Genomic DNA, 26,925 nt, shown 5'->3' on the forward strand with positions numbered 1-26,925 from the left:
CCGTTTCCCCAAGCCCGCCGCGGGTTTGCGCGGGTTTTCAAGTCAAAGCTTTATTTTTGCGGCGTCATGCTTTATACTACATATTAGTACCTGGTTCTAATTGTTAATTAAGAACAGAGAGTTATAACTACAAGCGGCCACTCTTGCGGCCGGATGCTTTTCATTAGAGGCATGTGCCAGGAGGTGAGTCGCCATCGAACGGTTGTCCAAGAAAGAACGGCAGCAGCAGCTGCTCTCAATCATTGAAGGTAATCCTTTTGTAACGGACCGGGAATTGACCCGCCAGCTGAAGGTGAGCATTCAGACGATCCGGCTGGACCGGATGGAGCTGGGGATTCCCGAGCTGCGTGAACGGATGAAGCAAATGGCAGAGCACTCCTATGATCAGGTCCGCTCGCTGCCTGTCGACGAAGTGGTTGGTGATATAGTCGATTTGCAGCTGGACCGGAGCGGGATTTCTATTTTTGAGATCCGTGAAGAGCATGTCTTCTCCAGAAACGGGATTGCCCGCGGCCACTATGTCTTCGGCCAGGCGAATTCGCTGGCAGTTGCTGTTATCAATGATGAAATTGCCCTGACCGCTTCAGCCGATATCCGGTTCGTGCGCATGGTCCGGCTGGGTGAGAAATGTATCGCCAAAGCGCAGGTACGCTCGCTTGCGGGCCGGAACGGCAAAGCTGAGGTGGACGTGTTTACATATGTTGGAGAAGAACTGGTATTTCAAGGCCATTTTGTAGTGTACCGTTCTGCAATTGAAGAGTACAGCGAAGGGGGAAACCGGAGTGCTGATCGCCATTGATGCCATGGGCGGGGATAATGCTCCTGAGTGTAATGTAGAAGGGGCCCTGGCTGCAGCTGCGGAGTGGAGTGATACGCAGATCGTGCTGGTCGGTGATGAAGCCAGACTTGCGCCGCTGCTGAAGAACAAGCCGTCCAATGTGACGGTGCGTCATGCGGGGGATGTGATCGGTTCCGATGAGGAGCCGGTGAAGGCGGTCCGCCGTAAAAAGGATTCGTCCATGGTAGTCGCCGGACGGATGGTGCGCGAAGGTGAAGCCGATGCCATGATCTCGTCAGGCAATACCGGAGCACTTATGACTACGGGGCTGCTGGTTGTGGGAAGAATGCAGGGTATAGAACGTCCTGCCCTGGTGGCGATGATACCGACGCTGGATGATGTCGGCGTATTAGCCCTGGACCTGGGTGCCAATATGGATGCCAAGCCGCAGCATCTGGCCCAATATGCCCTGATGGGCAGCATATACCGCAATAAGGTCCATGGCATTGCGAAGCCCCGGGTAGGCCTGCTGAACGTAGGGACTGAGCCGGGCAAGGGGAATGAGCTGACCAAAGAAGCTTATCCGCTGCTTGAAGCTTTGACAGGAATTCATTTTGTCGGCAATGTGGAGGCGCGGGATGTGCTCACCGGAGCCTGCGATGTGCTGGTCTGTGACGGGTTTGCCGGCAATATCCTTCTGAAGACGCTGGAAGGAACGGCAGGGGCCATGTTCGCTCTGCTCAAAGAGCAATTCAGCAAGTCGCTTAAGACTAAGCTGGGCGCAGCCATACTGATGCCGGAGCTTAGAAGTCTTAAGGGCAAAATGGATTATAAGGAGCACGGCGGAGCGCCGCTGCTCGGCCTTAGCGGTCTAGTAGTGAAGGGGCATGGTTCCTCCGATGGCAACGCGGTGAAGAATGCGGTAAGGCAGGCCCGGATTGCGCTGCAGGCGGATCTGGTAGCCAGTATATCCAGAGAAATTAGCGGGAAGTGAGTGACGATATGAAACAATTACGTCCGGTAGGAATCATTGGTACAGGTAAATATGTACCCGAAAGAATATTGACCAACAGCGATCTGGAGAAGATCGTCGACACAAACGATGAATGGATTGTCAGCCGTACAGGAATCCGGGAACGGCATATTGCCGCTCCGGAACAAGCCACCTCCGATCTTGCTTATGAAGCAGCGCTGAAGGCACTGGAATCCGCCGGCATGAAGGCGGAAGAGCTTGATCTTATTATTGTGGCCACAGTTACACCGGACAGCACTTTCCCATCCACAGCCTGTATTCTTCAGGACAAGCTGGGTGCTAAGGGGGCTGCGGCCTTTGACCTGTCGGCAGCCTGCTCCGGGTTTGTCTACAGTCTGGCTACGGCAACCGGCTTTATCCAGAACGGCATGTATAACAATGCGCTTGTTATCGGTGCGGACACATTGTCGCGCATCACGGATTATACAGACCGCAACACCTGTGTACTGTTCGGTGATGGTGCCGGCGCAGTTATCGTAGGTGAAGTTCCGGAAGGCCGCGGCTTCCAGTCCTTCGATCTTGGCGCTGAAGGTTCCGGCGGCAGCCTGCTCAAGATGGAAGCAGGCGGTTCACGTCTGCCGGCTTCCCAGCAGACGGTAGAAGACAAGAAGCATTTCATCTATATGAACGGCCGTGAAGTATTTAAGTTCGCAGTGCGCGTGATGGGCACGGCTACGGAACGTGTGCTTACCAAAGCGGGATTGACCAAGGAGAATATCGACTTGTTCGTGCCTCACCAGGCCAACATCCGGATTATTCAATCGGCGATGCAGCGTCTGGATCTGCCGCCTGAGAAATGTGTCATCAACGTTGATAAATATGCGAATACTTCAGCGGCATCCATTCCGCTGGCACTTGTGGAAGCAGCAGAGGAAGGCCGGATGAAGGAAGGCGACACTGTGCTTATGGTCGGCTTCGGCGGCGGACTCACCTGGGGAGCTTCCGTGCTGATCTGGTAAAGAACAGGGCATTACTAACAGAACGAAGCGGTTCTATCCTGGCGTAAGGCGGGAGGAGCCGCTGTTAACGGGAAGGGAGCTTTTAGCACCATGGGTAAAATCGCATTTGTCTTTCCCGGTCAGGGTGCACAGGCAGTTGGTATGGGTAAGGATGTATATGAAGCCCTGCCGCAGAGCCGTGCAGTATTTGAAAAGGGTGACGAAGTACTTGGATTTCCGCTAAGCAAGCTTATATTTGAAGGACCTGAGAGCGAGCTTAAACAGACTGTCAATACACAGCCGGCATTGGTTACAGCCAGTGTGGCTTATCTGGAAGCACTGCGGGATTTAGGGGTAACGCCTGATTATGTAGCAGGTCACAGTCTGGGTGAATACAGCGCTCTTGTAGCCGCCGGGGTCCTCTCTTATGAGGATGCAGTGCGGCTGGTACGTCTGCGCGGACAATTCATGGAAGAAGCTGTACCAGGAGGACAAGGGGCTATGGCTGCTACACTTGGCGCAGACCGTGCGGCCCTCTCGGAACTTTGCCGCAGTATTTCAGAGGCTGGCAATTCCGTTGAGCTGGCTAACGTCAACTGCCCGGGACAGATCGTGGTTTCCGGCACCGTGGCTGGCGTGAATGAAGTGGTGCAGCGTGTTAAGGAAGCAGGCGGCAAACGGGCAATTCCGCTGGAGGTCAGCGGCCCGTTCCACTCTTCATTAATGAAGGAAGCCGCTGAACAGCTGGCTGCAGAGCTGCAGAAAGTAACCTTTAATGCTCCTCTTATGCCGGTAATCGTCAATGTCACAGCTGCCCCGGTTACGGATCCGGAAGAGATTCGTAATCTGCTGGTAGCGCAGGTATTCTCTCCTGTACTCTGGCAGGACAGCGTGGAATGGCTCATTGCAGACGGCGTGGACACTTTTGTAGAGATCGGCTCCGGCAGCGTGCTGGCAGGCCTGATCCGCAAAATTGACAAGAATGTTAAGCTCGTGAATATCAACAGTCTCGAGAGCGCTCAGACTGGCTGGTAATCCGCTTGGCATGAGAATAGCGGCATGATTATTGAAGGGGGACAACTGGAAATGTTTGCAGCACTCAAAGGTCAGACCGCCCTTGTTACCGGCGGTTCCCGGGGGATTGGCCGCGCAATTGCACTGGCACTGGCGGAGCAGGGCGTGAAGGTTGCCGTGAACTACTCGGGCAGCCTTCAGGCGGCAGAGGAAACTGTAGCCCGGATACAGGAGCTGGGCTCGGAAGGAATTGCTCTGCAAGGGAATGTCGGTAATAGCGAACAGGCTGAGAACCTCGTGAAAGAGGTTATTAACACTTGGGGAAAAATTGATATTCTTGTGAATAATGCCGGCATTACCCGGGATAATCTGATTATGCGCATGAAAGAGGAAGAATTCGACCAGGTCATCGAGACGAACCTGAAGGGTGTGTTCAATTGCCTGAAGGCAGCGACACGTCCGATGATGAAACAGCGTTACGGCCGGATCATCAATATTTCCTCTGTCGTGGGTGTGACGGGTAATCCCGGTCAGGTGAACTATACGGCTGCCAAAGCTGGGGTTATCGGGATGACGAAATCCGCGGCACGCGAGCTGGCTTCACGGGGAATTACCGTGAACTGCATTGCGCCGGGGTTCATCGATACCGATATGACCCGTGAGCTGTCCGATGAAGTCCGCAGTGAGCTGGTTAAGGGGATTCCCCTTGCTAAGCTTGGGCGGGCGGAGGACATTGCTAATACGGCGGTATTCCTGGCCTCGGAAGGGGCAGCCTACATGACAGGCCAGACACTTCATGTGGATGGCGGAATGTACATGTAAGGTAACGCCAGCGTTAGATCATTACGGGGGAAGAGAGCAGAGGCGGCCAGAAAGCGTTTTTTGTGCTCTATGGTATTTTGACTTCATATCTCGTATAATACCAAAAGAGGAGGTGAACCGGATGTCCGATGTATTGGAGCGTGTAAAACGCATTGTCATCGACCGCTTAGGTGCCGATGAAGCTGAGGTAACATTAGAAGCGTCTTTCAAAGATGATTTAGGTGCTGATTCTCTTGATGTAGTAGAATTGGTTATGGAATTGGAAGATGAATTCGATATGGAAATCTCTGATGAAGATGCAGAGAGTATTACGACCGTGGGTGAAGTTGTGAAGTACATACAATCTCATACCTAGAGTCATATGATTGAGGGTCCCGTTCCTGCCAGGGCGGGACTTCTCCTCATTTTAAGGTAATTTAAGGGCAGCAGCAAAGGGTGCATGAGCATCTTTATGGGGAAAATAACAGAACCGCAGATTGGTTAATTTTGCGGCGACTGCAGTTTATATAGACTTCTGGCCGGAATACATTTACATGTTGTAGAAGTATATACAGCCTACAGATGGGGTGAACGCGTTTGAGTCAAAGAGTGGTTGTTACAGGTATGGGAGTGATGACATCGCTGGGCAAGGATCTGGAAACGTTCTGGGACAGTCTGATGAGCGGTACATCCGGAGTATCTCTTGTTGAGGCTTTTGATGTCAGTGAATATACTACGCGAATCGCAGCTTCGGTCAAGGATTTCAATGCTGAGGAACGTTTCGGCCGTAAGGAAGCCCGCAAGATGGACCGTTTCGTGCAATTTGCGGTTGCTGCCGGCGAAGAAGCCCTGAAGGACAGCGGACTGAAGATTGGTGAAGATATCGATGCTGAGCGTATCGGCGTTTCTGTCGGCTCCGGTATCGGCGGTCTGGGTACTTGGGAAGACAATCACAATCTGCTGCTGGAAAAAGGCCCGAAACGGGTCAGCCCGTTCTTCATTCCAATGATGATTGCCAACATGGGCTCCGGCCAGCTGTCGATCAATCTCGGTGCCAAAGGTCCGAATACAACGACGGTAACCGCTTGTGCGACAGGCAGCCATTCCATTGGCGAATCCTTCCGGCTGATCCAGCGCGGTGATGCGGATGCGATGATCTGCGGCGGTGCAGAAGCAACCATCCGTCCTACAGGTATGGCAGGCTTTTGTGCGATGAGAGCCATGTCCACCCGCAATGAAGAGCCGCAGAAGGCAAGCCGCCCGTTCGATGTTGACCGTGACGGTTTTGTTATGGGTGAAGGTGCAGGAATCCTGATTCTCGAATCTCTGGAACATGCAGAGAAACGCGGAGCCAAGATTTACGCCGAAGTGATTGGTTATGGCCTGAGTGCCGATGCCCATCATATGACGGAGCCTGATCCTGACGGTGCAGCACGCTGCATGAAGATGGCGATCCGCGATGCCGGAATTAATCCGGAGGATATCGATTACATCAATGCGCATGGTACCTCTACACCGGTAGGCGACAAGTCGGAAACCGCGGCTGTCAAGAAAGCTCTGGGTGAGCACGCGTACAAGGTAGCAATCAGTTCCACCAAATCAATGACAGGCCACTTGCTTGGCGCTGCCGGCGGTGTGGAAGCGATTATCTGCGGTCTTTCGCTGCAGAAGGGCATAATTGCTCCTACGATTAATTTGGACAACCCTGATCCGGATTGTGATCTGGATTATGTTCCGAATGTGCCCCGCAAGGCGGATCTAAATATCGCGATGTCGAATTCATTCGGATTCGGAGGCCATAACGCGACTGTTATACTCAAAAAATATAATAAGTAGGGGGACAGTGCAGTGAAAGGAGACCTGAAGCAGTTACAAAGCCAACTTCAAATCCAATTTCACGATCCTGTACTTCTGAAGCAGGCTTTTACCCATGCATCTTATGTGAACGAACACCGTTTCAATCAGCATCAGGACAACGAGCGCCTGGAATTTCTGGGTGACGCTGTGCTGGAGCTTACGGTGTCCGAATACTTGTACAATCTGCTCCCGGACAGGCCTGAAGGGGAACTGACCAAGCTGCGTGCCGCTATTGTATGCGAGCCGTCGCTGGTCCGGTTTGCCGAGACGCTCGGTTTCGGACGGTTTGTGCTGCTGGGTAAAGGGGAAGAACTTACGGGCGGGCGTACCCGCCCGGCTCTGCTGGCCGATGTGTTTGAAGCCTTCGTGGGAGCGCTTTATCTCGATCAGGGACTGGAAACGGCCCGGAAGTTTCTGGATAATCACGTTTTCCCGCTGGTCGAAACCGATGGTAAGCTGCAAATGCAGATGAGCGATTTCAAAACAGAGCTTCAGGAACTGATACAGCATCATGGCATGGGTACGCTGGAATATCGGATTATTGAAGAACGCGGACCGGCGCACGAGCGCGAATTCGTATCTGAAGTGTTCATGGCCAGCCGATCGCTGGGCAGCGGCAGCGGCCGTTCCAAGAAGGAAGCGGAACAGCAGGCAGCGGCAGCGGCGTTATTGCGTCTGAAGGAAGACGGTGCCTGAGGTAGACTTGAACAGCAAAGCTGAGCAAGCGGAGTAGAGCAGCAATGGTCTGAATGCCGGCGTTTAGGCGGAAGTCAGACTTTTGCTGCTCTTTTTCGAAATGAAGGATGTAACAGGGTGCCCGGATTGGAGTTTGACGATTCTAGGCAAGGAAACGCTATGGTATAATGGGTTAGAGGTGATAGGCGAGTTATGTTTCTGAAACGGATTGAATTAGCGGGCTTCAAATCATTTGCCGACAAAACGGAAATGGAATTTGTGCGCGGAATTACGGCCGTAGTCGGCCCGAACGGAAGCGGCAAAAGTAATATTTCCGACGGCATACGCTGGGTGCTTGGCGAGCAGAGTGCCAAATCACTGCGCGGCGGTAAAATGGAGGATATTATCTTTGCCGGAAGTGACGCCCGCAAAGCGGTCAATTACGGCGAGGTCTCCCTTACGCTGGATAATGAGGATCATGTACTGCCGCTGGATTTCAGCGAGGTTACGGTTACCCGCCGTGTGCACCGCAGCGGAGAAAGTGAATATTTAATCAATAAGCAAGCCTGCCGGCTGAAGGATATCACAGAGCTGTTTATGGATACCGGGATCGGCCGCGAGGCTTATTCGATTATTGGACAAGGCCGGATTGAAGAGATACTCAGTACCCGTTCTGAAGACCGGAGGGGGATATTTGAAGAAGCTTCGGGGATTGTTAAATATAAATCACGCAAAAAAGACGCCGGGCGCAAATTGGACGAGACCGAGCAGAATTTGCTGCGGATTCATGACCTGATCAGTGAGCTTGAGGATCAGGTGGGGCCGCTGAAGGATCAGTCTGAGAAGGCTATCCGTTACAAGGAACTGCGTGAGCAGCTGAAGCATCTCGAGATCTCGGTGTATGTGCATCAGATTGAAGGCATACATACGGCCTGGCAGGAAGGCAATACACGGCTTGAGCTGCTGAAGAATGAACAACTTGAGCTGTCCACGGTAGTCTCCGCCCATGATGCGAAGCTGGAGAGCGGCCGTGCCGAGCTGCGGAGCCTGGAGCAGGAAGTGGAGAAGCTGCAGGAGCAGCTGCTGCACTACAGCGAAGCGAACGAGAAGAGCGAAGGCTACGGAGAGCTCCTCAAGGAACGCCGCCGCAACCTGGAGAACAACCGCGAACAGCTGATGCAGACCCTGGGTTCTGTAGGGGGGCGTTCGGAGGAACGGCAGCGTGAGCTGGCGGAGCTTGAGCATAAGCTGAAGCAGTCCCGGCAGGCGCTGGAGGAACTGCGTCTGCAGCTGGCTGATGAAGAATCCCGGCTGCAGGGTGTTGCCGGGGGCATCAGCCAGAGCAAGGAAGAGAAGCTGAAGAGCGCGCTGCTCGAGCTGATGAACCTGATGGCTCAGGCGCGCAATGAAATCCGCTATGCGGATCAGCAGAAGGAGAGCCTGGAGAAGCGGATGAGCCGCAGCCAGGAAGAGAGCGGCAAATGGACAGCCCGGCTGGAGGAGCTGACCTCTGCCCAGAGCGGGCTTAAGGACAAGATTGCCGGACTCGGCAAGGAAATCGGCCTTTTGCGCGGCGCGTACATTACGGAGAGCGAGCAGACCGGTAAGCGGCAGAAGCTGCTGGAGGAAACGCAAAGCGGCCTGCGCAAATGGGAGCAGAAACGCGAAGCCCAGGTCTCCCGGCATGAGACGATGAAGGAAATGCAGGATGATTTTGACGGATTCATGCTTGGGGTTAAGGAAGTGCTGAAAGGTGCACGCAAAGGACAGTTAACCGGTGTACACGGCGCGGTTGCTGAACTAATCTCCGTTCCGGAGAAGCTCGAAATGGCTATCGAGACGGCCATGGGCGCTTCACTGCAGCATGTTGTTATGGAGAACGAAGCCGTGTCCCGGCAAGCGATTGCTTTCCTGAAGCAGCGCCAGCTTGGACGGGCGACCTTTCTGCCGCTGGATGTAATCCGGCCCCGGCAGATTACCGGCAGTGACCGCAGTATGGTGGAAGGTGCCGGGGGGTTTGTCGGGATCGGTTCTGAGCTGGTTGGTTTCGAAGAGAAGTATTCTAGCATTGTAGGGAGTTTACTGGGAAATGTGGTTATCGCTGAGAGCCTGGAGCAGGCGAACCGCATTGCGGCCAAATGTCAATACCGGTACAGAGTCGTAACGCTTGAAGGAGATGTTGTCAATGCCGGCGGTTCGATGACCGGGGGCAGCCAGCATAAGAAGAACAACAGTCTGCTCAGCCGCAAACGGCAGCTGGACCAATTGTTCGGCGAGATTGAAGAGAGCGAGCAGCAGATCGCCAAGCTGAAGCAGGGAATCCTCCGTCTGCGCGCCGAGCAGGATAAAGCGGCGCAGAAGCTGGAAGAGCTGCGGCATGACGGTGACGAGAAACGTCTGGAAGAGCAGCGGGTATCCGGTGATCTGAAGCAGCTGGAGCAGGAGCTTCGCCACGTCAAGGAGCAGGTAGAGGGTGCTGGCGCAGAGCGGAGCGGATTCGAGAATGAGGTCCGCGGCTTCGAAGAGACCCGCAAGCAGGCGGAGGCGGAGCTTGCCCGGCTGGAGAAGGAAGAGAAGGAAGCCCACGAGGCTATCCGGAATGCCGAATCTGACCGTAAGGCAAATGAAACCGCCAAGGAAGAGCTGCAGGGTAAGCTGACAGGCATGAAGGTTACGGAAGGGAAGCTGGACCAGGAGATTTTCTCCCTGGAGGAACAGCTGCGGCGTATGCGACAGGATGCCGGCTCGCAGGAGAAAGAGCTGCGGCAGAGCCGCAGCCTGCTGATGACCATCGAGCAGGATCTCGAAGAGAATACACGCGAAGCTGTGAAGCAGAAGGAAGATGTGAACAGCTTACGGCTCAAGAAGGAAGATACCTCAGCGAAGCTCGACCTGGCCCGTGCCGACCGCACCGCGATCTCACGCAAGCTGGAGCTGGCCGAAGGAGAGACCAAAGACCAGCGGCAGGCGCTTAAAGGGGTTGAAGACAAGCTCCGTTCAACGGAGGTTGCCGTCGGGCGGCTGGATGTGGAGCTGGATAATATACTGCGCAAGCTGAGCGATGATTATGAACTAAGCTATGAGCTGGCTAAGCAGCGTTATCCGGTTCCCGAGGATGTGCCTGCAGCGCAGATGGAAGTACAGCGTCTGAAGCGCAGCATCTCCGGACTGGGTGAGGTGAACCTGGGCGCCATTGAAGAGTATCAGCGGGTGCATGAACGCTATACCTTCCTCAGCGGACAGAAAGATGATCTGGTCGAAGCCAAAACTACGCTGTATCATGTCATTCATGAGATGGAAGAGGAAATGTCCAAACGCTTCAAGCAGACCTTTGATGCTATCCGCCGTGAATTCGGCACGGTATTCTCAAAGCTGTTCGGGGGTGGACGGGCAGACCTGATGCTGCTTGATCCGGAGCATATGCTGGATACAGGGATTGATATTGTTGCTCAGCCTCCGGGCAAAAAACTGCAGAACCTGCAGCTTCTGTCCGGCGGGGAACGCGCATTGACCGCTATGGCGCTGCTGTTCGCGATCCTTCAGGTTAAGCCGGTGCCCTTCTGCGTACTGGATGAAGTGGAAGCGGCGCTGGATGAAGCCAATGTCGTGCGCTTCGCCCAATATCTGCGCGAGTTCTCGGAGCAGACACAGTTTATCGTAGTCACCCACCGCAAAGGAACGATGGAGGAAGCCGATGTTCTCTATGGCGTGACCATGGAAGAAGGCGGCGTATCCAAGCTCGTATCGGTGCGGCTGGAGGATGAAGAGGCGGAAATTGCCTGATAGGCAGATGCTTACGAAGCGGGTTTTATTGCGGAGTAATTCTAAACAGTATCGCTTCATAAAACTTAAGCTTAGGCTTACGAAGTTATTTTTGTACGAAGCGAAATCTATGGAGTTGATCCTTACAAAAATCTAGGAGGAACACTATGAGCTTTTTTAAGAAACTGAAAGAAAGCATCTCCGGCAAAACGGAAAGCGTAACGAAACAATTCCGCGACGGCCTGGAGAAGACCCGCAAGGGCTTCGTTGAGAAGGTCTCTGATCTGATCATCCGCCGCAAAAAGATAGATGAAGAATTCTATGAAGAGCTGGAAGAGATTCTGATCGGTGCCGATGTCGGCGTTAATACAGTAATGAATCTGGTGGAAGAGCTGCGCATCGAAGTGAAGCAGAAGCGGATCGAGGATGCTGCAGAGCTGCAGCCGATTCTCTCCCGCAAGCTGATGGAGCTGCTGCGCGGCGATGACGATAACAGTCTGAACGAGAACCCGGATGGCATTACAGTCATTCTGTTCGTAGGCGTGAACGGGGTCGGTAAGACTACAACGATCGGCAAGCTGGCGCACCGTTATAAGCAGGAAGGCAAGAAGGTGCTGCTGGCGGCAGGCGATACTTTCCGTGCGGGAGCAATTGAACAGCTTGAGGTCTGGGGCCAGCGTGCCGGCGTGGATGTGATCAAGCAGCAGGCAGGTTCTGACCCGGCAGCTGTTATGTTCGATGCGGTACAGGCTGCCAAGCAGCGTAACGTAGACGTACTGATCTGTGATACCGCAGGCAGACTGCAGAACAAGAGCAATCTGATGGAAGAGCTGAACAAAATCTTCCGGGTCATTCAGCGCGAAATACCGAGTGCCCCGCATGAGGTACTAATGGTGCTGGATGCAACGACCGGCCAGAATGCACTGAGTCAGGCCAAGCTGTTCGGAGAGAAGAGCGGCGTGACCGGGCTGGTGCTGACCAAGCTGGACGGCACCGCGAAGGGCGGGATTGTAGTTGCTATCCGCCAGGAGATGAATCTCCCGGTGAAGCTCGTGGGTCTGGGCGAGAAGATGGAAGACCTCCAGCCGTTTGATTCCGACCAGTTCGTGCATGCCCTGTTCGCAGGCATGATCTCCGAAGAGGAAGAGACCGAAGGACAAGCGTAATATCCGGGTCTCAACTCCTGCTGCACCAGTATGAACGTAATCTATAAGGCCTCCAGGGAGCGAAAATGCCCTGGGGGCTTTTTTGTGTGGGAAAGCAAGAGGAAGCTGCAGCCAGTAAGGGGAGCGGCCTGAGAGGAGCTTATTTCCTGAAACAACCGCTTTTTGATAGTGAAGCGGACTGAGATTCCGTTATCCTGTTCATTTGAGCTGACAATGAGGCGTCAGAAGTCATATAAGGGATTCTCAGTCCGAATGCTCCGCAAATCGCCGGAATTTGCAAGAATAGCTGAATTTCAGTCCGCATCATAGGTGATGGGCATGAAGCAGCCCCACTCATTTCTTTAAGGCATGAAGCGATCGAACCCACTTTTTTAAGGCATGAAGCAGCCCGCCCACATTTAAATAGAAGGAACGGCTGTTGTTTTACCAAAAACACTATAAAATAACATCATATGAAAATTTCATAATAGTACTGCTTGTCAGCGCTCCTGCATACAATTTGATGTATGATTCCCATTAGCACGCCTCCAAAGCATCTTTAAGAGAAAGGAAGCGATTCCATTCATGCGGGATGGTTCATAAACTCCATTTTGCTGTTATATATATTGACATGAACATTATCATTTACGTATTATGAAGTTAGTATTTAATATTTTCATGAAAAAATCCTAAAAATTAAGCTAATTTGTCAACAAACTTTACACACCACACTGATCCGAGAGGAGTCGGGCTCATGTCCAAACTAGATCCTTTGCCCGGTGTAGCTCCGTATCCATTGCAGCATTTTTACGACGAAATGTATGCCGATGAACGGAGTATCCGGCCTCATTACAAGCATGTGAACCGCATGTTTTCCGGGATGAGCCCCGAAGAGCTGCAAGGCAAGCAGAAGCTGATGCAGCGTCGGATGATGGAAGAAGGCATTACTTTTACACTCTACAACCCGGCACAGGATCAACCGATGGAGCGGACAATTCCCTTCGACATGATTCCACGGATCATTCCTAAGGCAGAATGGGAGCGGCTTGAAGCTGGCATTGTGCAGCGGATTACAGCACTTAACCTGTTCATTCATGATATTTACCATGAGCAATATATCGTGAAGGACGGGATTGTACCCCGGCGGATGATTATATCCAACTGCTATTTCCGGCCGGAAATGACTGGACTTCGGGTCCCTGGCGGTGCGTACGTTACTACCTCGGGGATCGACCTGATCCGCCATCATGACGGTGAGTATTATGTGCTTGAAGATAACTTGCGTACGCCTTCCGGATTCTCCTATTTATTCAAAGGCAGATCCCTTATGAACCAGCTCTTTCCCGAATTATCGTTCGCCAGCTCTATCCGCGATGTGGATCACAGCCTGAACCGGTTCCTGTCGGTACTTCGCAGCCTTTCCCCTTCGCGCACCAAAGATCCGGTGATCGCTTTGCTGACCCCTGGCGAGTATAACTCCGCGTATTACGAGCATGCTTTTCTCGCTCAGCAAATGGGGATCCACCTGGTAGAAGGACGGGATTTGGTAGCCCAGGACCACAAGATCTACCTGAAAGAAATGAATGGCCTTCGCCGCGTGGATGTACTGTACCGCCGTTTAGATGATGATTTCATCGATCCTTTGGCTTTTCAGCCCAGCTCACTGCTTGGGGTTGCCGGCTTAATGAATGCCTACCGTGCCGGGAATATCGCAATTGCCAATGCACCAGGAACCGGCGTCGCAGATGACAAGGCCATGTATGTGTATGTGCCGGATATGATCCGTTATTATCTCAATGAAGAACCGATTCTGGGCAATGTTCCAACGTACCTGTTATCCCGGCCGCAGGAGCGGCAGTACGTGCTGGATAATCTGTCCGAAATGGTGGTGAAGGAGACTTCGCTCTCCGGCGGATACGGCATGCTGATCGGAAGCGAGGCAACCAAGCAGGATCTGGTGGATTTCCGGCTCAAGATTCTGGCGGAACCGGAGCGGTATATCGCCCAGCCCATAATGTCGCTGTCCCGTGCACCGGTATTGTCGGGAGCGTCCATGGCGCCGCGCCATATTGATCTTAGAGCATTCGTGCTGATGGGGGCTGACCGCAAGCCCCATGTGATTCCCGGCGGTCTTACCCGGGTGGCGATGCGCGAAGGCTCGCTGGTCGTGAACTCATCACAAGGCGGCGGAGTGAAGGACACTTGGGTAATGGCCTAACGTGATATGGATTCACCAATAATGCAGCATCAATATGTAAGGTGAAGGGGTGGCTACGATGCTGAATCGCAATGCGGAGGCTTTATTCTGGATTGGCCGGTATATAGAACGGGCTGAGAATCATGCAAGGCTGATCGATGTGCATTATCATATTCAACAGGAAGAGGATTTCCAGGCGGAGGGCCATAAGTGGTCGAGACTGATTGATGCGCTTGGTGTCCGGAATGAATATCTGCAGCAATTCGAGAGCTTCGCCGAGCAGGATGTGCTGTCCTTCATCACACTGGATCTCGGTAATACGAATTCATTATTCTCCTGCGTGCATCAGGCCAGGAACAATCTGCGCACCCTGCGCCAGCATTTGCCTAGTGAGCTGTGGGATATAGCCAACAGCTTCAATCTATGGCTTGGTGAGCAGTCGGTAGCGGATATTATGAGCAGCCCCCACCAGTTCTATCAGCAGATCAAAGAACGCGCCGCCATGTTCCTCGGAGCAGAACAATCGGTGATGCTTCGCGGCAACGAATGGCATTTCATTGAAAGCGGCCGGTTCCTGGAACGGGCGGAGAATACAACGCGTATTCTTCAGGCAGTAACGGTATCCTGCAAATCGAAGGATATCAATTCAATCTATACGCAATTGCAAGCGGTGCTGAAATCGGTGAGCGGATATCAGTCATTCCGCCGGTATTACGCGGATGATATGTCGCCGGAATGCATTTTGGAATTCCTGATTGTGAATCCGCATTTCCCGCGTTCCATAAGATTCTCCTTCCATAAGCTGGAGGAGCATCTGGCTAAGCTGGAGCTGGATAGCTCCGAGAAGGGCTCGGGGCATGAGAAGGTCATCCGCCAGGCGGGGAAGATCAAAGCCGAGCTTGACTATATGGAGAAGGAAGAAATGTCCGGTGACTTAGTCGAGGATGTTCTGCAGGCTCTGATGTTATCCTGCCAGAAGCTCGGCAAAACGATGGAGGGTGCATTTTTTCGCCGTGAAGGAGTCTCGGTATGAAGATCCAAATCAATCACACGACAACCTACACTTATTCGGAGCCGGTGACGGACAGTGTCAATGAGGTCAGACTGACGCCGCGCACCAATTACCGCCAATCCTGTTACCATCATGAGGTGGAGGTGCATCCGCCGGCCAATCTGTTGACCTATGAAGATTTCTTCGGCAACCGCGTCCATGCCTATTCAGTGAACAAGCCGCATACGGAGATGGTGATTCATACCAAAGCGACGGTGGTGACGCTTGACAAGGCCCAGGGTGCGGACCTGCCGCATATCCCGCTGGAGGAACAGGTAAAGCTGCTTAATGACGAGAAGTTCCAGAATCGCTATGTGGAGTTTATTCTGCCGACAAGGTATACCGAGGTGACGCCTGAGCTGGTGGAGTTTGCTTCACAGCATCCTTTTGAGGAAGCCGAGGATATGTATGAGTGGACCAAGAAGCTCTCCTCAACGATCTATGAACAGTTCACGTATGACCCTGAAGCGACCAGCGTAAACACAACGGTCAAAAAAGCGCTGAAGCTCAAACGCGGGGTCTGTCAGGATTATGCGCATCTGATGATTGCCGTCTGCCGCAGTGTAGGGCTGCCGTCGCGTTATGTGAGCGGGTATCATTTTGTCGGCGATCTGCAGGGGGGCAATGCCAATTTCGAACAGGCCTCGCATGCCTGGGTAGAGACCCATATTCCGGGAACGGGCTGGCTGGGCTTCGATCCGACTAATAATGTTGAAGTCAGCTGGCGGTATATCAAGCTTGGACATGGACGGGATTACAAGGACATTGTTCCGGTCAAAGGCGTCTACCGCGGGGTAGCGGGCACCCTTACTGTTAAAGTGGATGTCCGGCGGCTGGATAATTAAAGACAACAGGCGGGGCCTCACAATGGTGGGGTCCTTTCTTATTGTAATTGTGTGATTAACCTGTGCAAGTTGCACAAGTTTTGTGCAATTTTTGCATAAAATGATTATAATCCAGGCTCAAATGGGTAATCTTGAAACAGAGCCATTCACATGAAGATGGACGATACGGAAGGAGAGTGTACATATGAGCCCAAATATAGCTAAAAAACAGCGTTTTCTCGGGAAAACAGCCATAATTACAGGTGCGGGCTCGGGGATCGGCAGAGCGGCTGCGATTCAGATGGCACGCGAAGGTGCGAATGTGGCTTTATTCGATCTGGTGAATGAACGTACCTCGATCCTGGAGCAGAAGCTGAACAAGCTGCGCAAAGACTGCGCATTAGCCATTGATGTGGATACTTCGGATGCCGTCCGGATGGAAGAAGCGGTGCGCAGGACAGTGGAGCATTTCGGAGGGCTTGATATTGTCTTCGCGAATGCCGGCATTAACGGAGCGGTCGGTCCGATTGAGGAGCTGAGCCTGAGTGATTGGGAGAAAACCATATCAGTCAATCTGACCGGTACCTTCCTGACGCTGAAATACAGTATTCCCCACCTGAAGGAGAAAGGCAAAGGCAGCATCATTATCACCAGCTCGATTAACGGCAACAGCAGATTCGCCAGTTTCGGCTGGTCACCATACAGTACTACCAAGGCAGGCCAAGTGGCGTTTGCGAAGATGGCCGCACTGGAGCTGGCCAAGTTCAAAATCCGCGTAAATGTCATTTGCCCGGGAGCAATATCCACGAATATCGATGAAAGCACAGAGTTCAATGAGGATGTGGAATCGATTGTGATTCCGATTGAATTCCCCGAAGGTGCACAGCCGCTCGCAGACGGTCCGGGTAAACCTGAGAATGTGGCTGATCTGGTGGCGTTCCTGGCCTCGGATGAGTCGATCCATATTACCGGTGCACAGATTGTTATTGATGGAGCGGAGTCATTATTATCTTGAGTAGCTTGTATAAATAGATTGTAGAAAATAACCTTGTCCCAAGATCCGCATGATCTGGACAGGGTTATTTTATGCCGGCTTGACGATAATCGAATGATCGTTTATTATAACCTCATGAGACATAAAGATGAGAATAAAAGTGAAGCTATTTTTCAGGCAACCCTGGAGCTGTTGAATGAGATCGGATTCTCCGACACTTCAATGTCCAAGATTGCGAAGCGTGCCCAGGTGTCACCGTCAACAATTTACGTTTATTTTGCGAATAAGGAGGACATGCTCGGCAAGCTGTATACCCGTGTGAAAGAGAAGATGAGCCTGAATATGGTACACGGACTTGAGGCCGATCAGCCGGTGCAGCAGGGAATGGCGGTTATGATGAGGAATCTGCGTGATTTCTTGCTGGAGAACCGGGATTATTTCCTGTTCCTGGAGCAGTTCAGCAATTCTCCGCTGCTTGCGAAATTATGCCTTGATGAGAGTATGGCGCTGATGTTCAATCCCCTGCATGATTATATCGGGCGCGGGAAGCAGCAGGGCGTGCTGAAGCAGCTTGACGCCAGTCTGCTGTTGACCTATTGTTATTTCCCTGTCATCGCCCTGGCCAAGGAGCATTTCAAAGGAAACGGCGAATTTAACGAGGACAGGCTTTCGGAGATTATCAAGCTTAGCTGGGATGCGATTAAGGCTTGATAATTTCTTTTTTTGATTATAAAAGAACGAACGATCGTTTAATAAATAAAAGAAAGAGGTTAAAGGATATGTCAAAAGTATGGTTCATTACCGGAAGCTCGCGCGGATTAGGCCGTGCCCTTGCTGAGGCTGTATTGGCTAATGGGGATAAACTTGTGGCCACGGCCCGCAATCCGCAGCAGCTTGCGGATCTGGAAGAACGTTACGGCGGGCAAATATTCGCGGTTACACTGGATGTGACTGATCCGGGGGAGACAGAGGCGGCTATCGCAGCTGCAGTTGAACGGTTCGGGCGTCTGGACGTTGTTGTAAATAATGCGGGTTATGGTAATATCTCTGCAATAGAAGAGACTTCTCTGGATGATTTCCGGGCACAGATGGAGACAAATCTATGGGGGGTCATCCATGTCACCAAGGCAGCGCTGCCTGTTCTGCGTGAGCAGGGAAGCGGGCATTTCCTGCAGATATCCTCTATCGGCGGACGTGCAGGGGCTCCGGGACTCGCGGCGTATCAATCGGCAAAATGGGGGGTGGAGGGCTTCTCGGAAGTACTTGCCAAAGAGGCTGCCCCGCTGGGAATCAAGGTAACTATTGTTGAACCGGGGGGATTCCGTACAGATTGGGCGGGGCCTTCCATGAGTCATGTAGAACCCGGAGAACCGTATAAGGACACAGTAGGTCAACTGCTGAAGCATGTACGGAGCCGCACAGGACAAGAACCCGGAGATCCGGCCAGAGCGGCGCAGGCAATGCTGGCGATTGTGGAAGAGGCTCATCCGCCGCTCCGTCTGCTGCTGGGCAGTGATGCTGTAGGGATGGCCAAGGAGATCGATCAGGCCAAGCTGGCCGAAACCTTACGCTGGGAGGCGCTTAGCACTTCTGCGGATTTTGCCGCGGATTGATAAGATAAGACGCAGAGCGGTTAGAGCTAATAGTTACAAAGAAAGCAGGCGAATATATGAGATCATCCCAACCTGTAACAGCAGGAGGCAAAATCCGTACAATTATTACCGGTTCTACCGGTATGGTGGGTGAAGGCGTGCTGCATGAATGCCTTACGCATCCTCAGGTGGAACAGATACTGCTGATCAACCGCCGTCCCTCCGGCATTTCGCATCCTAAAGTAACCGAAATAATCCATGAGAATTTCTATGATCTCAGCAGCATCAGCGGGAAACTTGCGGGCTATAATGCCTGTTACTTTTGCCTCGGGGTATCATCGGTCGGGTTGAAGGAAGAGGAATACCGCAGGCTGACCTATGATCTTACGATGCATGTGGCCCGGCAGCTGTCTGCCGTGAATCCGGACATGGTCTTCTGCTATGTGACCGGATCGGGAACGGATAGTACAGAACAAGGGCGCAGTATGTGGGCAAGAGTGAAGGGCAAGACGGAGAATGATCTGCGCAAGCTGCCGTTCCGGGGAACCTACTTCTTTCGTCCGGGGTTTATCCGGCCTACTCCGGGCTTGACCCGCACACATAAATATTATTATGCTATTGGATGGATGTACCCCGTGCTTCGCGCCTTATTTCCGGGGTATGCTGTAACTCTGCAGGAAATGGGACTGGCAATGATTCATATTGTGAGCCGGGGCCATGACCGTGATATTGTGGAGAACCGGGATATTGCTGCTATAGCCAAACCGTAAGAGCCTGCATCACATCCTCCAGAAAAAGGTGATTCCATGAACGAAGAGGTTACAAATTTCATTGCTCAAATCAAAGTACCCTGGCAAGCGGAGATATGCTCTAAGTTGCGTCAAGTGATTCACGAAACGGTCCCTGACGTGACGGAACGGATTCAGTATGGCAAACCGCATTTTCTCAAAAACGGGAAATATGCAGCTGTAATCTCCACCGCCAAAGGCTGGGTAAGCTTCTCTATATTCAATGCAGCAGCGCTGGAGGTACCTGAAGGGCAATTCGAAGCGGGAAGCGGAGACCGCCTGACAACCAAGCTAACGGAGGGCAAGACTGTCGATTATGAACTGCTGTCCTCCTTGCTGAAGCAAGCCTCGGATTCACTATAGAACGGTTAATCAAATAACCACAGCCTGTTTCCAGAGACACTGCCATGATTGGCAGTGTTTTTGTTTTTTAAACAAACAATCTAATTAGATAGTTGTAAAATAACAAACGTAATGATATTATGTCTATATAAAAACAAACAAAGAATGTGGTGATCCAGTTGTCGGAAGAAAATGAAGCGATCCGGATTTCGGAAAAATTCTGGAATGCTTCCATTGCAGAATTGAAGCAGGGCTACACGTGTGAAGGTGACGGACACCTGGCTGTGTTCTATTGTCTGGTCTGCGGTGAGCAGTTCGAGAAGGGTATTATTTATAAGGATGGGGACAAATTCTATGAAGCTGAGAGGTTCGCAGCCCTGCATGTAGAGAGCACGCATGGGGGGATGTTCACTTGGCTGCTTACGCTGGATAAGAAGCTGACCGGATTAACGGAGCTGCAGAAAGGTCTGCTGCAGGCCTTCCGTCAAAGTCTCAGTGACGCTGAGGCTGCCAAAGAGCTGGGAATCGGCAGCACGTCCACCGTCCGCAATCACCGGTTCACCCTTAGGGAGAAGGTGAAGCAGGCCAGGCTATTCCTGGCTGTAATGGAGCTGGCCGAAGAGAAGCCGGGGGCTTCATCCCCTTTTGTCAGTATTCCGCGTACGGCTGTGATGGTTGATGAACGGTTTGCCATTACTGAACAGGAGAATACCGAGATCTTGGGTGCTTATTTCAAACAGGGCCTGGATGGCCCCTTGTCAGAGTTCCCGAAGAAACAGAAACGTAAAGCGGCAATTCTGCGGCATTTGATCCAGCGTTTTGAGACGGGACGCGAGTACAGTGAGAAAGAAATTAACGCCGTGCTGGAATCGGCTTATCCCGATTATGTGACGCTGCGGCGCTACCTGATCGATTACGGACTGCTGGACCGCGAAGATGACGGAAGCAGCTACTGGGTGAAATTATAGCAGAAGCTTATGGAAGAATAGATAAGCTAACGCAGATGAGAAGGAGAGACAAGAGAATGGATAAATCAAGACGCAAAGAGCTGGGATATAATTATGCGCACACGCACAGGCCGATGGGGGTATACAGAATTGTAAATACCGGCAACGACAAAGCGTATGTAGGAAGCAGCCTGAATCTTGACGGGGTCTGGAACAAGCATAAGTTCATGCTGGATATCAACAACCATGACAACAAGGAGCTGCAGGCCGATTGGAATAAATATGGTGAGGCCGGATTCTGTTTTGAGGTATTGGAGCAGATTAAGCCTGAAGAAGATTTCGTGGCAGATGTACAGGAATTGAAGAAATACCGCAAAATGCTGCCGGAGCTGGAGACCAAATGGCTGGAGCAGCTGTCTCCTTACGGGGAGCGGGGTTATCATAAGGAGAAGGTGAACCGGGAATGAATTTCATCAGCGCCTGTGCTAAAATAAGGGCAAACAGCAGGTGCTGGCGAATGGAGCGGGGTGTATGGCTATATTATCTTGGCTTGCAGAACAGAGAATTCAGGAGGCCATGCGCAGCGGAGAGTTTGCCAATCTGCCGGGGCATGGCAAGCCGCTGGAACTGGAGGATCTCTCGGGAGTGCCTGAGGATCTGCGGATGTCCTACAAGATCATGAAGAATGCAGGGCTGCTCCCGGAGGAAGTCTCTCTGCGTGCGGAGTGTGTAACCCTGGAAGAATTGCTGGCCGCCTGTCACCGCAGCGGGAACAGCGATAGCGGCGAACGCAAGGAGCTGGAATCCAAGCTGTCCCTCAAGCGCCTGCGTCTGCAGGTCCTGCTGCAGGAACGCGGACTGGACGGCAGTGCGGCTTATATGGATTACGGCGATAAGATCCGGCAGCGCCTTGAAGGAATGGACGAGTAAGGAATATGTAGGAGCAGCCTCCAGTTCGAAGAACTGGGGGCTGTTTTCTATACTACATTGAAGAGTTTTACGGCAGAGGAGTAGAGATATAGAAACCGCGCTCTTCGTGAATGATGCCTTGCTCAGCAAGTGCCAGGACTGCCTCGACCAACTGATTCGTATTAAGAGTAGAAGCTTGGGCTAAGGCAGAATGGAGTTCTGCGGAGTCTGACGGAAGGTGGAGCTTGTCTATCAGTATGCGGTCAAGGACAACTCCTTCTGCCAGATTGGCATAACTGGAGAGGAATGCCCGGCTCACGCTGGCAGACCCGCCCTTCAGCTCAAACTCAGTATATAGATTCCCAACTATAAAAGGCGCGGATTCGAGATTGACCAGTCTCTTAACAATCCATGATGAGGAAGGATCTGTTCCGTTCTCTTGCAGGCTGTAAGCAGTAGGTGTACCTATATCTATCAGATCAGACTGGCTGAGCGGATTCGGCAGAGAAGAATTGCTCTTCAAACGGAGGATATCTTCATCCAGCAATCGTAGATTCTGCGTCAGTCCGTATTTTGCCAGCTTGACTTGCAGCGTGTACGCGTCAATCTGTGTGGTCGCCACAGCGGGCTGCTCATCTGCCAATGACCACAGCAGGGTGAAGCCTCTCCCGGGTTCATAACTATACAGCCATTGCTCCAAAGTACTGCCGATACTGTTAGTGGGCCAAACGATGCTTGCGAGAAGGAATGACTGCGTGCCTGTATCCGCGGTAGAAGCGTAGAGTCTCTCAAGCTTCAATTCCGTATGAGGGGGCAGTTCAGTATCCGCGGAGCTATAATTAGAAGGAACCTGTGTCTCCAGGCTGCCGTCTCGCAGAAGAAAACCATGATGAAAGACGAATTGCAGCTGCTGCTTAACTTTGTCCCCTGAAGAGACGGACATTGCATAAGGCTGGGCTTCCGGCGAAAAGACGGGCGTAGGCTCCGGGACGGGATGCACGGCAGGAATAAAGGTCTGGCTGCTGGCGTAAGCGGGGGAGTTGGCGGTATCTTTGGGCGTACACCCGCTTAGTGCATTTAACGCCAAAACTGACATAGAAATGAGTCTGATCACTTTTATAATCTTCATATGGCTGAACTCCTTGATATCCGGGCCGGTTTCGCCCATGATAATGAAATGGATATAGCTGATTAAAGTATGTTAATTCCAATTATACCTAATTTGTAGCGGATGATGGAGAGATGAAATGAAGCAGCTTCCAATTATGCAGGTGCTCCCTGACCTGAAAAGAATACTTACAGATACTACTGCAGCAATACTGATCGCCGAGCCGGGAGCGGGTAAGACCACAGGGACCCCTCCGGCTTTTTTGGACGAGCCTTGGCTGGCCGGCAAAACCATTCTCATGCTGGAGCCCAGACGTCTGGCAGCCCGTTCGGCGGCGGCTTATATGGCTTCCTGTCTCGGGGAAAGTGTCGGTCAGACGGTCGGATACCGGATGCGGATGGATACCAAGGTGGGCAGGAATACGCGTATTGTTGTGGTTACAGAAGGTGTATTAACGAGAATGCTGCAAAGCGATCCTTCGCTAGGTGATGTCGGACTCGTGATTTTCGATGAATTTCATGAGCGGAGCCTGCATGCTGATCTGGGGCTGGCGCTGACGCTCGAAGCGCAGAGTGTATTGAGGGAGGATCTGCGCATTCTGGTGATGTCGGCGACACTGGATGGTGAGCGGGTATCGGCTCTGCTTGGCGGGGCGCCGGTAGTCAACTGTCCGGGACGGACGTATCCGGTTGAAACGGTGTATGTACCGGGCCCCGACAAGATCTATCCCGAGCTAGCGGCGGCCGCAGCCGTGCGCCGGGCACTTACCGAGCAGCCGGGGGATGTACTGGTCTTCCTGCCGGGCGAACGGGAGATCCGCCGGACGGAGCAGGAGCTGGCCTCCGGAGGTCTTCCGGAGGGAACTGTGCTGCGTCCGCTCTACGGCCAGCTGCCGCAGCAGATGCAGGAAGCAGCAGTCGCAGCGGCTGTACCGGGAGAACGCAAGGTCGTTCTGGCGACATCCATCGCCGAGACCAGTCTGACGATTGAAGGTGTGCGCACGGTGATTGACACGGGTCTTAGACGGACCCAGGTGTTCTCTCCGCGCACCGGCATGCCGCGCCTGACCACGGTGCCGGTCTCGAAGGCCTCGGCGGATCAGCGGCGCGGCCGGGCCGGCCGCACGGCGCCGGGCGTGTGCTACCGGCTGTGGAGCCGGGAGGAGCATGACCGCCTTCCGGACGATAACGTACCGGAGATTATGGAGACCGACCTGGCGCAGCTTGCCCTGGAGCTGGCGCTGTGGGGCGTGCCGGAGCCCGGAGCGCTCGCCTGGCTCGATGCGCCGCCTGCCGCGCCTTACGCGCAGGCCACGGCGCTGCTGCGCCAGCTCGGCGCGCTGGACGCCGGCGGCGCCATTACGCCGCACGGCCGCAGCATGGCCGCGCTCGGCGCGCACCCGCGCATCGCGCACATGCTGCTGCGCGCGGCAGACCTTGCAGCGGCGCCGCTGGCGGCACTGCTCGCGGCGCTGCTGCAGGAGCGGGACCTTTTCAAGGGTCCCGCGGCACTAAGCAGCGACCTCACGCTGCGCGTGGAGGCGCTGCTCGGGTCCGGGCGCTCCGCTGCCGGCGGCGGAGCGGACCCGGCGGCCCTTCGCGCGGTGCAGCGCGAGAGCCGGAACTTCCTGGCGCAGCTGCAGGCAGCGCCGGGCGGACCGCCTGACAACATCAGCCTCAGCGGGCTGCTGTTGTCGTTCGCCTATCCCGACCGCATCGGGCAGAAACGCGGCGATGGCGCGTTTCTCCTCTCCGGCGGCCGGGGGGCGGCGATGCGCGAGGGCCAGCCGCTGGCGCGCTCGCCCTATATTGTGGCGCCCGGCGTGGATGACCGTGCCGGGCAGAGCCGGATCATGCTTGCCGCAGAGCTCTCCGAGCAGGATCTGCTGAAGCATCATGCGGACAGCCTTCTTGAAGAGCGCGAAGTCTACTGGGACAACGAGAGCGGAAGCGTGAAGGCGCGCAGAGTAACCCGGCTGGGCGCGCTCATCCTGAAGGAGACGACGCATGAACGCGCAACCGCAGAAGAGACGGAACGCGTACTGCTGAAAGTGATTGCTGCAGAAGGGCTGGAACGGCTGCCGTGGGACAAGGGAACCCTCCAGCTGCGCCAGCGGATGGGCTTCCTTCATACCTTGCGGGCGGACTTTCCGGATATGTCCGATGCTGCGCTGTGCGATACCCTGGACGAGTGGCTGGCCCCGTATATCCACGGAATGCGCAATTTGCGCGATCTGCAGCGTGTGAATCTGACGCAGGCTTTGGAGAGTATGCTGGACTGGAACAGCAGGCAGACGCTGAATAGAGAAGCGCCCACACATATTACCGTGCCTAGCGGTTCGCGTATTCCACTGGATTACAGCAATCCGGGATCTCCGGTATTGGCCGTCAGGCTGCAGGAAATGTTCGGGCAGACCGATACGCCGAGGATTGGCGGAGGGAAGATTCCGGTGCTGCTGCATCTGTTGTCTCCGGCCAGAAGGCCGATGCAGGTGACCTCAGACCTGGCCAGCTTCTGGCAGGGCACTTATTTTGAGGTCAAAAAAGATTTGAAAGGCCGCTATCCCAAGCACTACTGGCCGGATGATCCGCTGCAGGCTATTCCAACCAACCGCACCCGTCCGTCAAAATAAACATTCTTGCATATTAACGCAAATTAACCCGCAAAGAATTGGAATCGCTGTTTGGCACACCTGTGAATGGGTAATACAATAGCGAACGACAATTTCGAAGGAGGGCTTCAAGTGACAGATAAAATCGTAGGTGTATTCGACACAGAACAAGAAGCGACCAGAGCAATTGAAAGTTTGCAGAGCCAAGGGTTCACTAACGACGATATTTCAGTAATTACACGGGATCGTGATGATTTAAAAAGCATTTCCGAGGATACAGGAACGATGGCGCCGGAAGGGGTAGCAACAGGAGCGGCAACCGGGGGCGTAGTCGGCGGAATCACAGGATTACTTGCAGGAATCGGCGCACTCGCTATCCCGGGGATAGGACCGATTCTCGCAGCAGGTCCCATTGTAGCCACTTTAACAGGTGCTGCAATCGGCGCAGGTGCAGGCGGACTCGTGGGCGGATTAATCGGACTCGGCATTCCGGAGGATGCAGCGCGTGATTACGAAGGATACGTGGACAGCGGCAAAATCCTCGTCCTCGTTGACGACAACGGCCGGGGCAGGGATATCCATAATGTTTTCCGTGGCAACAGTTCCCTTAACGCAAGCCGTTATGACAGCCTTTATGCCGACGATACCGTAAACAGCACATTGGCAGACCGCGGACCTACGAATCCGGATATCATTCCGGAGGATACGAGGGTCGGTAACACGCTGGGCAACAGAGGCGCGATGAACGCCGACAGCGATCCGGATCTGTACAACCGCGACAAATTTTAAATGAGCAAATTGGCTCAACATGATTATAAATAATAACAAGGACTGCCTTACAGGAGCATTTGGCCTGGGGCAGTCTTTGCTTTGGGGAGGGATATAAAGCAGGTATCGTCTAAGAGTCCGTAGGGTCTATGAATTTCCCGGCTTATCTGAAGTGATTTTTGTACCGTCTGCTGCGGTGCTGTTAAGCGTTTTGGTCATTATATAATCAGTCTGTTCCTCATCACCCATATAGAAACAATGCATACCGGTCTGGACAAACCCCATTTTTGTATAAAAAGCAATCGCACCCCCGTTTCGTTCCCACACGCCCAGCCAAATTTTATCGATATTCCGCTCAACCGCAATTGCTATGGCTTTATCAATCAGATATTTTCCAAGTCCCTGATTGTGAAAAGGCCTCCTGATATAGATCCGCTCGATTTCAAGCGAATGGTTACCCATATTTTCAGATTGGGCCTCATTCGTGTTTACCTTCAAATACCCGGCAAGCTCGCCTTTGGAGTAGATGAAATAGAATTCAGAAGCGCTATTAGATAACTCAGTATTTAATTGCTCCAGGTTAAAGGCTTTCTCTAAATAGGCTTGCATAACTTCCGCTGAATTTTGATGCTCAAATGTATCCCTGAAGGTCTCAACACTAATGTCTTGAAGCAAGCCCAAATCGCCGGCCGAGCACTTTGTTATAGTTATACTCATTTATGATTCCTCCTTATCTCAAACATTCTTCCGTTATTACAACTACCCTGTATAGGCTGAACTTCAGAGACTAA

The 26,925-nt window shown here is 53.0% G+C and carries 25 protein-coding genes; 23 read left to right on the plus strand and 2 right to left on the minus strand.

Annotation, left to right across the window (positions count from 1 at the left end):
• Nucleotides 1–202: 202 nt before the first annotated feature.
• From fapR to NSU01_RS15940, 21 genes are all read left to right on the plus strand, one after another.
• Nucleotides 203–799, plus strand: coding sequence for a transcription factor FapR (gene fapR, locus NSU01_RS15840; RefSeq protein ID WP_039307413.1), 597 nt, complete (start codon nucleotides 203–205; stop codon nucleotides 797–799).
• The gene (plsX, locus tag NSU01_RS15845; RefSeq protein WP_042136916.1) at nucleotides 783–1,772 is read left to right on the plus strand and encodes a phosphate acyltransferase PlsX; all 990 of its coding nucleotides are present in this window, start codon (nucleotides 783–785) and stop codon (nucleotides 1,770–1,772) included. Before fapR ends, plsX begins: the two co-directional genes overlap by 17 nt.
• Before the next feature lie 8 nt (nucleotides 1,773–1,780).
• The gene (locus NSU01_RS15850; RefSeq protein WP_144026103.1) at nucleotides 1,781–2,770 is read left to right on the plus strand and encodes a beta-ketoacyl-ACP synthase III; all 990 of its coding nucleotides are present in this window, start codon (nucleotides 1,781–1,783) and stop codon (nucleotides 2,768–2,770) included.
• A 90-nt stretch (nucleotides 2,771–2,860) separates the two neighbouring features.
• Nucleotides 2,861–3,784, plus strand: a complete 924-nt coding sequence (gene fabD / locus NSU01_RS15855) for an ACP S-malonyltransferase (RefSeq protein WP_042136919.1) — start codon at nucleotides 2,861–2,863, stop codon at nucleotides 3,782–3,784.
• 51 nt (nucleotides 3,785–3,835) lie between these two features.
• Nucleotides 3,836–4,585 carry a 3-oxoacyl-[acyl-carrier-protein] reductase gene (gene fabG, locus NSU01_RS15860; RefSeq protein WP_039307455.1) on the plus strand — a complete coding sequence of 250 codons (750 nt, stop codon included), beginning with the start codon at nucleotides 3,836–3,838 and terminating at the stop codon, nucleotides 4,583–4,585.
• Nucleotides 4,586–4,706: 121 nt separating this feature from the next.
• Entirely contained in the window at nucleotides 4,707–4,940 is a 234-nt protein-coding gene (locus NSU01_RS15865) for an acyl carrier protein (RefSeq protein WP_039307421.1), read from the plus strand.
• Between the two features lie 221 nt (nucleotides 4,941–5,161).
• On the plus strand, nucleotides 5,162–6,400 hold the full coding sequence (gene fabF, locus NSU01_RS15870; protein WP_076244886.1) for a beta-ketoacyl-ACP synthase II: 1,239 nt from the start codon (nucleotides 5,162–5,164) through the stop codon (nucleotides 6,398–6,400).
• Between the two features lie 12 nt (nucleotides 6,401–6,412).
• Nucleotides 6,413–7,117 carry a ribonuclease III gene (gene rnc / locus NSU01_RS15875; protein WP_039307426.1) on the plus strand — a complete coding sequence of 235 codons (705 nt, stop codon included), beginning with the start codon at nucleotides 6,413–6,415 and terminating at the stop codon, nucleotides 7,115–7,117.
• A 192-nt stretch (nucleotides 7,118–7,309) separates the two neighbouring features.
• Nucleotides 7,310–10,879 (plus strand): chromosome segregation protein SMC, encoded by a 3,570-nt coding sequence (smc, locus tag NSU01_RS15880; RefSeq protein ID WP_076244889.1) that lies wholly within the window; start codon nucleotides 7,310–7,312, stop codon nucleotides 10,877–10,879.
• Between the two features lie 146 nt (nucleotides 10,880–11,025).
• Nucleotides 11,026–12,024 (plus strand): signal recognition particle-docking protein FtsY, encoded by a 999-nt coding sequence (gene ftsY, locus NSU01_RS15885; RefSeq protein ID WP_042136924.1) that lies wholly within the window; start codon nucleotides 11,026–11,028, stop codon nucleotides 12,022–12,024.
• Nucleotides 12,025–12,757: 733 nt separating this feature from the next.
• Nucleotides 12,758–14,221, plus strand: a complete 1,464-nt coding sequence (locus NSU01_RS15890; protein ID WP_042136925.1) for a circularly permuted type 2 ATP-grasp protein — start codon at nucleotides 12,758–12,760, stop codon at nucleotides 14,219–14,221.
• A gap of 58 nt (nucleotides 14,222–14,279) precedes the next feature.
• A complete protein-coding gene (locus NSU01_RS15895) occupies nucleotides 14,280–15,233 on the plus strand; it encodes an alpha-E domain-containing protein (protein ID WP_076244892.1) in 954 nt (317 codons plus the stop codon).
• A complete protein-coding gene (locus tag NSU01_RS15900; RefSeq protein WP_039307438.1) occupies nucleotides 15,230–16,096 on the plus strand; it encodes a transglutaminase family protein in 867 nt (288 codons plus the stop codon). The genes NSU01_RS15895 and NSU01_RS15900 overlap by 4 nt, the downstream gene beginning before the upstream one ends.
• A 184-nt stretch (nucleotides 16,097–16,280) precedes the next feature.
• On the plus strand, nucleotides 16,281–17,090 hold the full coding sequence (locus NSU01_RS15905) for an SDR family NAD(P)-dependent oxidoreductase (RefSeq protein WP_042136926.1): 810 nt from the start codon (nucleotides 16,281–16,283) through the stop codon (nucleotides 17,088–17,090).
• A 93-nt stretch (nucleotides 17,091–17,183) separates the two neighbouring features.
• Nucleotides 17,184–17,780: a TetR/AcrR family transcriptional regulator gene (locus tag NSU01_RS15910; RefSeq protein ID WP_076244894.1), complete on the plus strand. Its 597-nt coding sequence runs from the start codon at nucleotides 17,184–17,186 to the stop codon at nucleotides 17,778–17,780.
• A gap of 68 nt (nucleotides 17,781–17,848) precedes the next feature.
• On the plus strand, nucleotides 17,849–18,682 hold the full coding sequence (locus NSU01_RS15915) for an oxidoreductase (protein WP_042136927.1): 834 nt from the start codon (nucleotides 17,849–17,851) through the stop codon (nucleotides 18,680–18,682).
• Between the two features lie 56 nt (nucleotides 18,683–18,738).
• On the plus strand, nucleotides 18,739–19,431 hold the full coding sequence (locus NSU01_RS15920) for an epimerase (RefSeq protein ID WP_076244896.1): 693 nt from the start codon (nucleotides 18,739–18,741) through the stop codon (nucleotides 19,429–19,431).
• A 36-nt stretch (nucleotides 19,432–19,467) separates the two neighbouring features.
• A complete protein-coding gene (locus NSU01_RS15925; protein WP_076244898.1) occupies nucleotides 19,468–19,812 on the plus strand; it encodes a DUF1801 domain-containing protein in 345 nt (114 codons plus the stop codon).
• 179 nt (nucleotides 19,813–19,991) lie between these two features.
• Nucleotides 19,992–20,759 (plus strand): DUF2087 domain-containing protein, encoded by a 768-nt coding sequence (locus NSU01_RS15930; protein ID WP_076244999.1) that lies wholly within the window; start codon nucleotides 19,992–19,994, stop codon nucleotides 20,757–20,759.
• Nucleotides 20,760–20,815: 56 nt separating this feature from the next.
• Nucleotides 20,816–21,205 carry a GIY-YIG nuclease family protein gene (locus NSU01_RS15935; RefSeq protein ID WP_042136930.1) on the plus strand — a complete coding sequence of 130 codons (390 nt, stop codon included), beginning with the start codon at nucleotides 20,816–20,818 and terminating at the stop codon, nucleotides 21,203–21,205.
• A 64-nt stretch (nucleotides 21,206–21,269) separates the two neighbouring features.
• Nucleotides 21,270–21,668: a DnaJ family domain-containing protein gene (locus NSU01_RS15940; RefSeq protein ID WP_076244900.1), complete on the plus strand. Its 399-nt coding sequence runs from the start codon at nucleotides 21,270–21,272 to the stop codon at nucleotides 21,666–21,668.
• 67 nt (nucleotides 21,669–21,735) lie between these two features.
• Here NSU01_RS15940 and NSU01_RS15945 read toward each other — a convergent pair whose 3' ends face one another.
• Nucleotides 21,736–22,776: a hypothetical protein gene (locus NSU01_RS15945; protein ID WP_076244902.1), complete on the minus strand. Its 1,041-nt coding sequence runs from the start codon at nucleotides 22,774–22,776 to the stop codon at nucleotides 21,736–21,738.
• A 118-nt stretch (nucleotides 22,777–22,894) separates the two neighbouring features.
• On the opposite strand from NSU01_RS15945, the gene hrpB reads away from it, so the two are divergent.
• Nucleotides 22,895–25,387 carry an ATP-dependent helicase HrpB gene (hrpB, locus tag NSU01_RS15950; RefSeq protein ID WP_076244904.1) on the plus strand — a complete coding sequence of 831 codons (2,493 nt, stop codon included), beginning with the start codon at nucleotides 22,895–22,897 and terminating at the stop codon, nucleotides 25,385–25,387.
• Nucleotides 25,388–25,498: 111 nt separating this feature from the next.
• Entirely contained in the window at nucleotides 25,499–26,155 is a 657-nt protein-coding gene (locus NSU01_RS15955) for a general stress protein (RefSeq protein ID WP_076244906.1), read from the plus strand.
• A 126-nt stretch (nucleotides 26,156–26,281) separates the two neighbouring features.
• Here NSU01_RS15955 and NSU01_RS15960 read toward each other — a convergent pair whose 3' ends face one another.
• Entirely contained in the window at nucleotides 26,282–26,851 is a 570-nt protein-coding gene (locus NSU01_RS15960; protein ID WP_076244908.1) for a GNAT family N-acetyltransferase, read from the minus strand.
• Between the last annotated feature and the right edge of the window lie 74 nt (nucleotides 26,852–26,925).

Source organism: Paenibacillus sp. FSL H8-0259 (genome assembly GCF_037963255.1).
GTDB classification, from domain to species: domain Bacteria; phylum Bacillota; class Bacilli; order Paenibacillales; family Paenibacillaceae; genus Paenibacillus_AQ; species Paenibacillus_AQ phytohabitans.

Coding starts and splice junctions, on each gene's coding strand:
- NSU01_RS15850 (WP_144026103.1), top strand. CDS start 1,781: ATGAAACAATTACGTCCGGTAGGAATCATTGGTACAGGTAAATATGTA.
- fabD (WP_042136919.1), top strand. CDS start 2,861: ATGGGTAAAATCGCATTTGTCTTTCCCGGTCAGGGTGCACAGGCAGTT.
- fabG (WP_039307455.1), top strand. CDS start 3,836: ATGTTTGCAGCACTCAAAGGTCAGACCGCCCTTGTTACCGGCGGTTCC.
- NSU01_RS15865 (WP_039307421.1), top strand. CDS start 4,707: ATGTCCGATGTATTGGAGCGTGTAAAACGCATTGTCATCGACCGCTTA.
- smc (WP_076244889.1), top strand. CDS start 7,310: ATGTTTCTGAAACGGATTGAATTAGCGGGCTTCAAATCATTTGCCGAC.
- ftsY (WP_042136924.1), top strand. CDS start 11,026: ATGAGCTTTTTTAAGAAACTGAAAGAAAGCATCTCCGGCAAAACGGAA.
- NSU01_RS15890 (WP_042136925.1), top strand. CDS start 12,758: ATGTCCAAACTAGATCCTTTGCCCGGTGTAGCTCCGTATCCATTGCAG.
- NSU01_RS15895 (WP_076244892.1), top strand. CDS start 14,280: ATGCTGAATCGCAATGCGGAGGCTTTATTCTGGATTGGCCGGTATATA.
- NSU01_RS15900 (WP_039307438.1), top strand. CDS start 15,230: ATGAAGATCCAAATCAATCACACGACAACCTACACTTATTCGGAGCCG.
- NSU01_RS15905 (WP_042136926.1), top strand. CDS start 16,281: ATGAGCCCAAATATAGCTAAAAAACAGCGTTTTCTCGGGAAAACAGCC.
- NSU01_RS15910 (WP_076244894.1), top strand. CDS start 17,184: ATGATCGTTTATTATAACCTCATGAGACATAAAGATGAGAATAAAAGT.
- NSU01_RS15915 (WP_042136927.1), top strand. CDS start 17,849: ATGTCAAAAGTATGGTTCATTACCGGAAGCTCGCGCGGATTAGGCCGT.
- NSU01_RS15920 (WP_076244896.1), top strand. CDS start 18,739: ATGAGATCATCCCAACCTGTAACAGCAGGAGGCAAAATCCGTACAATT.
- NSU01_RS15925 (WP_076244898.1), top strand. CDS start 19,468: ATGAACGAAGAGGTTACAAATTTCATTGCTCAAATCAAAGTACCCTGG.
- NSU01_RS15935 (WP_042136930.1), top strand. CDS start 20,816: ATGGATAAATCAAGACGCAAAGAGCTGGGATATAATTATGCGCACACG.
- NSU01_RS15940 (WP_076244900.1), top strand. CDS start 21,270: ATGGCTATATTATCTTGGCTTGCAGAACAGAGAATTCAGGAGGCCATG.
- NSU01_RS15945 (WP_076244902.1), bottom strand. CDS start 22,776: ATGAAGATTATAAAAGTGATCAGACTCATTTCTATGTCAGTTTTGGCG.
- hrpB (WP_076244904.1), top strand. CDS start 22,895: ATGAAGCAGCTTCCAATTATGCAGGTGCTCCCTGACCTGAAAAGAATA.
- NSU01_RS15960 (WP_076244908.1), bottom strand. CDS start 26,851: ATGAGTATAACTATAACAAAGTGCTCGGCCGGCGATTTGGGCTTGCTT.